Genomic DNA, 9,882 nt, shown 5'->3' with positions numbered 1-9,882 from the left:
TCTTCAAGACCGCCCCTGACTAACTACCGCCCGCTACACTCCAGCCGCCCGGCATCGTCCCAGGTCAGACACCAAAGTCCTGCTGGAGTACTAGTGTGATGCACCGGAAATTCCGATGCTAAGTTGATAGCGTGTTGTCAGAGGGCGGTTCGTGACTCTTTGAGCAATTATGTGGCCGCGTCCGCCCGCATCGAGGACGGAGTATTGTTCGAGACCGTCGTGGTCGAGAACTCCCCGGATTGGCAGACGACATGGTGAGGGTCGAAGAGCTGGAGGCCGCGCTGCCTTCGATGACACGGTGGCGTGTGCCAAGCGGACACAGCGTGGACTGGACCGTCCTCGAGGCGGGCCTCGGGACGGCGCTGCCGTCGGACTTCCGCTCTCTGGCGGAGGCGTACCCGATACTTGTCATCGATGATTTCCTCATGGTGTCCCTTCCGACGCCCGGCGCCGAGGCGCCATGGGCGTCCGCGTCCAGGGACGACGAGATCCTTCAGGATCTGTACGAGATGGGCGACACCGAGGACTACGTTCCCTACCCGCAGCCGGGAGGCCTGATCTCCTGGGCGTCGTCCAATTCGGGGGACACTTTCTACTGGAGGACGAGCCCTGCGGATCCGGACGCATGGCCGGTGGTCGTCCGCACGGACAACGCCGACTGGATCGAGTTCCCAGTCGGTGCCGTCGAGTTCCTGGCCGGAGTGTACGGGCGCACCATCGACGTGCCGGGCATGCCCAGGAACTTCCCCAGCGACAACCCGAAGGTGCTGGGCCTGAGCGATCGCATCGACTGATCGGCACCTCAAAGGGCTCTATGTGAAGTTGGTGCCCGTGTTGCCCTTTCGCTTGAGGCGAGCGGCCTGGCCGCGGGTTCGCTGGGCGGCTATGGCCGCGGCTGGGCGAACAAGCCCTGCTCGGTCTCGACCAGGATTCCGCGTTCGACCAGCCGCTTGAGTTTCAAGCGGACGTTGTTGATGTTGTTGGGCGCGATCTCCACGTCCATCACCTCGCACACCGCTCGCGCCCGCAGCGGGGCATCGGCTGTGGCGAACACTGCCATGATCTGGTGGTAAGCCGGATGGTCCAGCAGCTTCGCGGTCGGCGCCGCGGGCGGTCGCGGATCGGGCAGCTCGAGCAGCGTCTTGCGGGTGATCCGGATCTCCTCGGTCACCCTGCCGAGCCCGTCCAGCAGTGCGGTCAGCTCGGCGATCTTCTCCCGGGCCGTCTCGACCTGCGCGGCGATTTCCCGCTCCCGCTCCTCCAGGTGCGCCCAGCACCGCCCCCAAGGTCAGCTCTCCGCCGGTCATGCGCCGCGCCAGGTGAGGGCGGAGGTCCCGGTCAGCATCCTCGACATGCGGTCGCTTATGGCCCAGTACACCCTCGACTCGGCCGAGGTGGGCCGATGCTCGTAGTCACGTACCAGCCTGCGGTGCAGCATCAAGATCCCGTTCGCCTGCTCCACCACCCATCTCTTGGGCTGCGGGACGAACCCGGTGTCGCCAGGATTGCGCTTCACGACTTCGACCTCGATGCCCAGCTTCGCCCCGTGGTCAGCGACGGTGTTCTTGAACCCCTGGTCCACCAGGGCCTTCTTCACGGTGCCCGGCTCGGTGCTGGCCACCACCCTGTCGAGCAGCGCGATGCCGGCGGCGTTGTCGTGGACGGAGGCGGCCAGTACCACCACCGCGATCAACAGGCCCAGCACGTCGACGGCCAGTCCGCGCTTGCGGCCGGGCACCTTCTTGTTCGCGTCCCGTCCGGTGGTTTCGGCCCGGACTCCGGCGGCGGCGTGCAGGCTCTGGGTATCGAGCACCACCAAACTGGGGTCGGCTAATCGGCCCTTCTTCTCCCGAACCTGCCAGCGTAGAAGGTCGTGGATGGTCTGGTCGGTGCCGTCGTCGCGCCACTTGTAGAAGTAGTACTTCACAGCGCCGGCGGGAGGCAGGTCGTGGGGGAGGTAATCCCACTGGCATCCGGTGCGGGACTGGTACAGCAGGGCGTTGACGATCTCCCGTATGTCGTAGTTGCCCTGGTGGCCGCTGACGGAGCGGTGTCGGGCCTTCCAGGCGCTGATTACGGGCTCGATCAGGGCCCAGCGCTCGTCGGATAAGTCGCTCTTGTAGGACTGGCGGTCGCTCACGGGGGACACTCCAGCACGGCCGAGTTCGCTGGTCAGCGTGGATGCTGCGGTCCCACACGTTCCAGCGACGACAGATGCGACATCAGGTCGCATACCGCCCTCTCATGTCGCCGGGTCCCCGTGCTGTTGAAGTCGCCCTGTCCGCTGAAGAGCGCGCGGAGTTGATCCGTTGGGCAAGTGGGGTGGTGGCGCCCCGGTGTGCAGAGCGGGCACGCATCGTGCTGGCGTGTGCGGACGGGACGCCGAATGCGCGTGTGGCGGCAGAGGTCGGCGTAACGGTAGCGACGGTGAGAAAGTGGCGCGGGAAGTCCAGTCACCGAAAACCAGCAAGAGACTTAAGCCCAAGATTTCCGGTGCATCACACTAGTTCGGCGTCCCCGTCGTGACTGCGGGTTGATCAGAATTCCGCTCCTCTCGATGCATCGGCCGTGTCACGGTCCGAGGCCGTGCCGTGCGCGAGGTGCTGCCAGGTGTGGCAGAGGTCGTCGGCGATCCTGCGCCAGCTGAATTCGTTGTCGGCACGGCTGCGTCCCTCGGCGGCGAGCCGCCGGGCGAGGCCGGGCTCGTCGCGGATCCGGGCCAGCCGGTCCGCGAGCGCCGCGGCGTCGCTGGCGGGAAAGAGCAGGCCCGTGGAGCCGATGACGTGGGGGATGTCCCCGATGTCGCTGCCGACAACGGGGACGCCGCAGGCCATGGCCTCGATCAGGACCCGCCCGAACTGCTCCCGCAGCGGGATGCCGATCCAGGGCACCACATTGCGCTGCACGATCTCGACCGACGGCAACGCCAGCACGCTCATCCGGGCCAGCAGCGAGGGCAGTTCGGCATGGTCCGCCCACGGTGTGAGCCGGACCCGCCCCGGACGGCGCTCGCTCGCCCGCTGTACCTCGCCGCTCAGGGTTCCGTCGCCCACCACCTGCAGGTCGCAGTCGAGAAGCTCCGCGGCCAGGAGCAGGTCGCCGATGCCCTTGTGCGGCTCCAACCGGCCGACGAACCCCACGGTGAACGTCTGCGGGCGCTCCTGCTCGAGGGGGCGGAAAAGCTCGGTGTCGACCCCCAGTGGCACGACGGTCGCAGGCCCTGCGTAGCCCTTGGCGCGCAGCACGCGCAGTGCGCTCGGGGTGATCGGGAACGCATGGCTGACGGCACCGTAGGCACGCCGTTCCAGGAGCGGGAACGGGAACGGGAAGCGCATCACGATGTTCTGGGCAGCGTAGAGGGTGACCGGTGTACCCGGCCGGATCCGGTCGCGCAGCCTGATCGCCTGCCAGGTGGACAGGTAGGCGGCCTCACCGATGACATGCACGACGTCCGGTGCGGGCACGTCGCGCAACGCGTGCCCAGCGCCAGGGCCGAAGAGTACAGAGGCCATGTGACCGGTGCTGTCTTCCCCGAGCAGATGAGGCCGGAGTACGGGGCGGAAATTGCGGTATCGGTCTGCCAGCCCGCGCAGCCCCTGCTCGGTCAGCGGTGATACGTCGGCGGCGACCACCGTCAAGGTGAGGTCGGGGCGGTCTGCGAGCGCGGCGAAGAGGTCCAACCAGTGTTCTGTGCGCTTTCCGACCACAGTGATCAAGATGTGCATGGCATGGCATCCTTCTCGTTCAGGCGGCTGGTAGTGAGAGCGAGCCGGACCGCGTCGGCCCATGCCTGGGCCCTGAGGTTCCGGGGGAGGGAACATCCGCCGGGGAACGGCGGTGAGGGCCACACCGAGAGACGCCCGGGCCAGTACCCTCGCCCGCACCAGCGGGTAGCTGCGCCGCCGGTGGCGGCCGAAGAACCGGAGCGTGCTCCCGTACACATGTGGCCGGAGCTATATGGCATCCCTGCTGCTCGCTCCGCGGAGGTGCACGGCCGTGAGTGCGGGCACGTACAGCACCTGCGCTCCGCGTCGCCAAGCCTGCAGGCACAGTCCCTCGTCCGCGTAGTACATGAAGTCGCCCTCGTCGAGACCACCGATCTCGGCCAGCAGGGAGGCCCGCACCGCCAGGCAGGCCCCGGACACCCAGTCGACGGTCACCGCACGCCCGTAGCGGCCGCAGTCGGCGTACGTACGACGCCGTTTCCTGCCCCAGAACAGCTGGTGCAGTCCCAGCGGCGCCAGGTTGCCCCTGAGGCGACCGGTCAACGCCAAGGCGAGGGAACCGAAGGGATGTGCGCTGGCCACGAGCCGCCCGCCCGGGTCGATGATGCGGGGACCGACAACACCTACCTCTGGCCGGAGCCGCAGCGTGGTGACCAGAGCCCGTGCGGTGGGTTCCCGCAGGATGCACTCGGGATCGACCAGAAGCACGGCGTTTCCGACGGCGCCCGGCAGCGCCTGGTTGACGGCCGCGGCGAAGCCGACATGGACGGGGTTGGGGATCAGCTCGATCTCGGGGAAGTGTGCCGCGACAACGTGCACGGTGCCGTCGGCGGACGCGTTGTCCACGACGCTCACCCGCAGCCCGGCGTGACGCAGGGCTGACAGGCAGGTCACGACATGGTCCTGGGAGTTGGAGGTCACCACGATCGCGGTGGCACCCAGATCGCTCACGGGTGCCGCCGTCCTGGTGGTGCGGGCGCTCGGGCCGGCGCTAGCCACGGGGAAATCCACGGAGCAGATCGAGCAGCGTGCGCGCGAGCAGCATGAGGTCCAAACGGGGGGAATGGCAGCCCACATAGAGCAGGTCGCAGCGGAGCTTTTCCTCCACACTCGCTCCGTAGCCACCGGTGAGTTGTGCGATACCCGTGAGTCCCGGCCGGACCAAGTGGCGCAGGTCGTAGTGGGGAACGTTCCCGAAAGTCGCGATGAGTTCGGAACGCTCGGGGCGAGGCCCCACCAGGCTCATCTCGCCACGCACGACATTCCACAACTGCGGCAGCTCATCCAGCCTGGAGCGGCGAAGGAACCGGCCGAAGGGAGTCATCCGGGGATCGTCGGCGGCAGCCAGCACCGGCCCTGTCGCGTGCTCCGCGTCCACTCTCATCGTGCGGAATTTGATGATGCGGAAAGGCCGGCCACCCGCGCCCACCCTGTCCTGGAAGTAGAACATGGGGCCGTCCCGGCAGACCAGCATCGCGATGGCCAGCATGACAGGAATGACAAGGGGCACGCCCAAGGTCACCAGCAAAAGATCGGACGCTCTCTTGAGCCGAGCGCTGGAGACGCGGTTCCGCGCAGTTGCCCGCAGCCGCAGCCACGGCAGTCCGCCGAAGCGGTAGAAGCGTGCCGAACCGAGCAACCCATAGGCAGGGTGCGCCAGTATGAATACTTTGACACGGTGCGCTCTGCACAGCTCCACCAACCGGTAGTCGAGGCCTTCCAAAGAGGCCTTCACCAGGAGCAGATCGGGATGATGCAGCATCAGAGACGCCTCGAACTCGGCACATCCTTCGGAGAACGTGAAGCGCCTGACGACATCGAACTCTTGCTCCAGATTGCCTGAATCCCCGATATCCTGTGTCGAATCGACTACAATGACCTTTCGTTTCCTTCTCCATCGCGCTACGGAGGGCGAAGGAACCTGACGGGACCGCCAGCTGGCTCTCCCGGTCGAAGAGCTCTCGGTGACCGGAATCAGGGTGGCGCGGTTCATTCGCATTACTCCATTTCAGTTGCGAGATCGCACACCTCAGCGAAGCCAGCCAAATCTGGACTTCAGGAGTTAATCACACAATACGCATGGAGAAGCGGCTGGCGCCCTGCGAAACTGGAAGGACTACCTGTTAGGAGCAAAGGCTGTACGGTCGCGGCCTGCCGTCGATGAGAGCAGTGCTTGAGAGCCGTGAGAAGGCTGCTTTAATGCGGATGGAGGAACTGCGGGCCGAGTTCGAGCGGGTGAAGAGAGCCCTCGCGGAGGCGGAGCCGATGCCGGCGGCTGGTCCGCGCAGGGTGGTGGCCCGCAGGGAGAGCGGGGTGCCGGCGGAGGTCCTCGACACTGACAACCGGCGGATCATGACAGTCTCCGAGGACCCGGTGAGGGCGGTCTGACCGCGAAGCACGTGGTGGCGAAGCTGGGCTGGGGCCCGGCTGTTGCGACGCGGGTCGAGGGCGCGGAGCTGGCGGATCCCGTCGATCATCCAATGCCGCGAAGTTAGAACTGCAACGGTCTCTTGCGTGACGGTGCGGCGGCTGGTGCGTTGTGCTGGTCATGAGGTGGGAGACAGTGCGGGCGGGTGCCCAGGAGTGGTCGGCCGGGCTGGTCGAGCTGCATGAGCGGTTCCTGCATCGGTTCGCCAGGACCGAGCCGCGTGAGTCGGCTCTGGCTTATATGCGGGGGCTGGTCGCTCCGTTGGAGCGGAAGAACGGCTGGACGCTTGCCGAGGAGGCTGGTCATGCCGGCCCGGACCGGATCCACCGGCTGCTGAACCGGATCGAGTGGGACGCGGACGAGGTCCTGGACGACGTGCGCGACTACATGGTCGAGCACCTCGGCGACCCGGAGGCCGTCCTGATCGTCGACGACACCGGCTTCCTCAAGAAGGGCGTCCGCTCGGCGGGGGTTCAGCGGCAGTACTCCGGCACCGCCGGACGCACGGAGAACTGCCAGATCGGGGTGTTCCTCGGCTATGCCACCGGTCGTGGCCGCACGTTGATCGACCGCAGGCTGTATCTGCCCACGTCGTGGACCGACGACCGCGAGCGGTGCCGCCGGGCCGGTATCACTGATGAGATCGCGTTCGAGACCAAGGTCGCCATGGCGAAAGCGATGGTCCGACGCGCGATCGCGGAGAACATCCCGTTCCGTTGGGTGACCGCGGACGCCGCCTACGGCTACAGCAAGGGCTGGCGGCACGAACTCGAGCAGGCCGACGTCTTCCACATCATGGCCACCACCCGGCACGACACCGTCGTCACCCGTCACGCCATCGACCACCCCGTCCACGACCTGTTCCACGATCTGCCCCGGCAGAAGTGGAAACGCCGCTCCTGCGGCAACGGCGCCCACGGACCACGCGTCTTCGACTGGGCCCGCGTCGAAGTCCGGCCCTGGCACCGGCCCGACCGCCGGAACTGGGTCATCGCCCGCCGCAGCGTCCGCCGGCCCGAGGAGATCTCCTACTACATCGCCTACTGCCCCGCCGGCACCACACTCGACGAACTGATCCACATCGCCGGCAGCCGCTGGGCGATCGAGGAATGCTTCCAGACCGCGAAGCAGGAATGCGGTCTGGACGACTATCAGGTCCGCCGCTACGACGGCTGGCACCGGCACATCACCCTGGCCATGGCCGCCCACGCCTGCCTCACCGTTCTGCGGGCCCGCGAGCTGGACACCGGGAAAGCAGAAACGGATCCTCCCAGCTCATACCCCTCACCCTGCCCGAACTCCGACGGCTGATCAGTCGGCTTACCCGGCCCCGCCCGAGCATCGACCACGTCCTGCACTGGTCCAACTGGCGCCGCCGCAGACAACGCCAAGCCCGCACCAGCCACTACAAACGACGAGGCCACACACCACCAGAAACTGCCCCACCGTCACGCAAAAGACCGTTGCAGTACTAGTTGGGATGTTGTGGCGATTCCGGATGAAGTCCTGGCGGTACTGGATGCGAAGTTTGCCGCGGTGTTGCCGCATCTGGACGAGCGGCAGCGCCGTCTGTATCTGGCTTCCGAGGCCGAGGCTCTGGGGCATGGAGGGACCGCGGCCGTGGCCAGGCTGGCGGAGGTCTCGGAGTCGACCGTCGCGCGAGGGCGTGAGGAACTCGCGGGTGGGGCAGAGGCGTTGGGACGCGTGCGCAGACCCGGCGGCGGGCGCAAGTCTGCCGCCGAGCGCGACCCTGGTCTGGTGGCGGCTCTCGAGTTGTTGATTGAGCCGCGGGAGGTGGGTGATCCGGTGTCCCCGCTTCGCTGGACCACTGCCTCGCTGCGGGACTTGGCCCGAGAGCTGAGCGATGCGGGGCATCCGGTCAGTGCTCCGGTGGTCGGCGGCCTTCTGCGTGCGATGGGCTTCAGCCTGCAGGGCATGGCCAAGACTCGGGCCGGCAGCCAGGTGCCCGACCGAGACGCCCAGTTCCGTCACATCAACACCGCCGCCGAAGGCTTCCTGGCGGGGGGCCTGCCGGTGGTGAGCGTGGACACGAAGCAGAAGGAACCCATCGGCGACTTCGCCCGGCCCGGCCGCGCCTACCGCCCCAAAGGCCAGCCGATCACCGCCCCAGACCACGACTTCATCGACCCCGACACCCCGGTCGCCATCCCGTACGGCATCTACGATCTGGGGCGCGACAGCGGCTGGGTAAACGTGGGCACCGACCAAAACACCGCCGCCTTCGCGGTGGAGTCCTTGCGCCGCTGGTGGAAGGTCCAAGGGCGCCTCGACTACCCCAGCGCGGACCGCTTGCTGGTCACCGCCGATTCCGGAGGGGCCAACTCGGCCGACTCCCGCCTGTTCAAGATGGGCCTGGCCGACTTCGCCGACGAGTGCGGACTGAGCATCACCGTCGTGCACTTTCCGCCAGGTACTTCAAAATGGAACAAGGTGGAACACCGGCTGTTCTCCCGGATCACTCACAGCCTGCGCGGGCAGCCTCTGGCCAGCTACGAAGTGCTGCTGGAGACCATCTCAGCCACCCGCACCAGCACCGGACTGACCGTTCATGCCGCACTGGACGAGAATGCGTACCCCACCGGCCGCGTGCTCACCCGAGCTGAACGCAAGAGCGCCGAGCGGCGGGTCAAACGCGACGAGTTCCACGGCGAGTGGAACTACACCATCGCCCCGCAGGACCCCGACCAGCAGCTTCCGGAAGATCCACGCGACGAGTCGGGGCCTCCGGTCCCGGCCGAAGCCATCTTCCTCCTCACCCATCCCGCACTCACCGGCATGCCCCGAGAACAGTTCGAACAGCTCGTGCTCCAGCTCGAACCGTGCCAACAGGTCCTGACCGAAGCCGAACGCCAGAGCACAGGCAGGGACGGCCGCGGCCGCAACCCCGGCTTCGGCACCGTCGATCACCGCCACCGCGTCCTGGCCGCCGTGCTCCGCAGCCGCAACACCGTCACCTTGACCCTCGCGGCCGAGCTGATGGGGCGCAAGCGCAACGTGCTGAGTTACCACGCCGGGAGGTCCAAGCCGATGCTGGCCTTCGCCGGGCCCGAGCTCGCCAGAGTCCTCGTATTCCGCCGGACCCGCCCTCCCCGCACGCTCGAAGCCTTGAAGCGCGTGATCGAGCACCACGACAACGAGATCAACTCCGGCAGTAGTTGAATTACGGCTCCTGAACCGCTTCCAGTTCGTCGCCGACCATCAGCGCCGTTACGGGGTGAAGCGGCTGTGCTCAATCGTGGGCGTCGCCCGCTCCAGCTTCTATTACTGGCGTCGGACGGCCGCGGATCGGGCCGCGCGGCAGGCGGCCGACGCCCGCCTCGCTGCCCGGATACGGGTCGTGCACCGCGAGTCGGACGGCACCTACGGCGTTCCCAGGATCACGGCCGAGCTCCGCGAGGACGGTGAGCGCGTCAATCACAAGCGGATCGCGCGCGTGATGCGGAGCATCAATCTGGCGGGCGTGCGGCTGCGTCGTAGGCACCGCACCACGGTTGCGGACCCGACCGCGGCGAAGGCCCCGGACCTGATCGACCGCGACTTCACCGCGACCGAACCGAACACGAAGTACGTCGGCGACATCACTTATCTTCCCGTGGACAGCGGGAAGTTCCTCTACCTGGCCACCGTCATCGACCTCGCCTCACGCCGCCTGGCCGGATGGGCGATCGCGGATCACATGCGCACCGGCCTCGTCATCGACGCCCTGGC

10 protein-coding genes and 1 pseudogene are annotated in these 9,882 nt (G+C 67.1%); 6 read left to right on the top strand and 5 right to left on the bottom strand.

Features of this window, described 5'->3' with window-relative positions:
* Window positions 1-323 precede the first annotated feature (323 nt).
* Window positions 324-794, top strand: a complete 471-nt coding sequence (locus ACWD01_RS36440; RefSeq protein WP_451168163.1) for a hypothetical protein — start codon at window positions 324-326, stop codon at window positions 792-794.
* A gap of 89 nt (window positions 795-883) precedes the next feature.
* Here ACWD01_RS36440 and ACWD01_RS36435 read toward each other — a convergent pair whose 3' ends face one another.
* On the bottom strand, window positions 884-1,171 hold the full coding sequence (locus tag ACWD01_RS36435; protein WP_451168161.1) for a hypothetical protein: 288 nt from the start codon (window positions 1,169-1,171) through the stop codon (window positions 884-886).
* Window positions 1,172-1,303: 132 nt separating this feature from the next.
* Window positions 1,304-2,140, bottom strand: coding sequence for an IS5 family transposase (locus ACWD01_RS36430; protein ID WP_451168159.1), 837 nt, complete (start codon window positions 2,138-2,140; stop codon window positions 1,304-1,306).
* Between the two features lie 41 nt (window positions 2,141-2,181).
* Here ACWD01_RS36430 and ACWD01_RS36425 point away from each other — a divergent pair, with 41 nt between their 5' ends.
* Window positions 2,182-2,526 (top strand): helix-turn-helix domain-containing protein, encoded by a 345-nt coding sequence (locus ACWD01_RS36425; protein ID WP_451168158.1) that lies wholly within the window; start codon window positions 2,182-2,184, stop codon window positions 2,524-2,526.
* An 11-nt stretch (window positions 2,527-2,537) separates the two neighbouring features.
* Here the strand turns inward: ACWD01_RS36425 and ACWD01_RS36420 are convergent, their stop codons facing one another.
* From ACWD01_RS36420 to ACWD01_RS36410, 3 genes are all read right to left on the bottom strand, one after another.
* On the bottom strand, window positions 2,538-3,725 hold the full coding sequence (locus tag ACWD01_RS36420; protein ID WP_451168156.1) for a glycosyltransferase family 4 protein: 1,188 nt from the start codon (window positions 3,723-3,725) through the stop codon (window positions 2,538-2,540).
* 228 nt (window positions 3,726-3,953) lie between these two features.
* Window positions 3,954-4,676: a glycosyltransferase gene (locus tag ACWD01_RS36415; RefSeq protein WP_451168154.1), complete on the bottom strand. Its 723-nt coding sequence runs from the start codon at window positions 4,674-4,676 to the stop codon at window positions 3,954-3,956.
* A 40-nt stretch (window positions 4,677-4,716) separates the two neighbouring features.
* Window positions 4,717-5,718: a sugar transferase gene (locus ACWD01_RS36410; protein WP_451168153.1), complete on the bottom strand. Its 1,002-nt coding sequence runs from the start codon at window positions 5,716-5,718 to the stop codon at window positions 4,717-4,719.
* A gap of 167 nt (window positions 5,719-5,885) precedes the next feature.
* Here ACWD01_RS36410 and ACWD01_RS36405 point away from each other — a divergent pair, with 167 nt between their 5' ends.
* The 4 genes and pseudogenes from ACWD01_RS36405 to ACWD01_RS36390 all read left to right on the top strand — a co-directional run.
* The gene (locus tag ACWD01_RS36405; RefSeq protein ID WP_451168151.1) at window positions 5,886-6,113 is read left to right on the top strand and encodes a hypothetical protein; all 228 of its coding nucleotides are present in this window, start codon (window positions 5,886-5,888) and stop codon (window positions 6,111-6,113) included.
* A gap of 160 nt (window positions 6,114-6,273) precedes the next feature.
* A complete protein-coding gene (locus tag ACWD01_RS36400) occupies window positions 6,274-7,464 on the top strand; it encodes an IS701 family transposase (protein ID WP_451168149.1) in 1,191 nt (396 codons plus the stop codon).
* 174 nt (window positions 7,465-7,638) lie between these two features.
* Window positions 7,639-9,333, top strand: coding sequence for an ISAzo13 family transposase (locus tag ACWD01_RS36395; RefSeq protein ID WP_451168147.1), 1,695 nt, complete (start codon window positions 7,639-7,641; stop codon window positions 9,331-9,333).
* A 7-nt stretch (window positions 9,334-9,340) separates the two neighbouring features.
* Window positions 9,341-9,882, top strand: a pseudogene (locus ACWD01_RS36390) (IS3 family transposase); the annotation flags it as partial.

It is taken from the genome of Streptomyces sp. NPDC002835, assembly GCF_053591995.1.
This window is presented reverse-complemented; position numbering and strand designations above follow the sequence as displayed.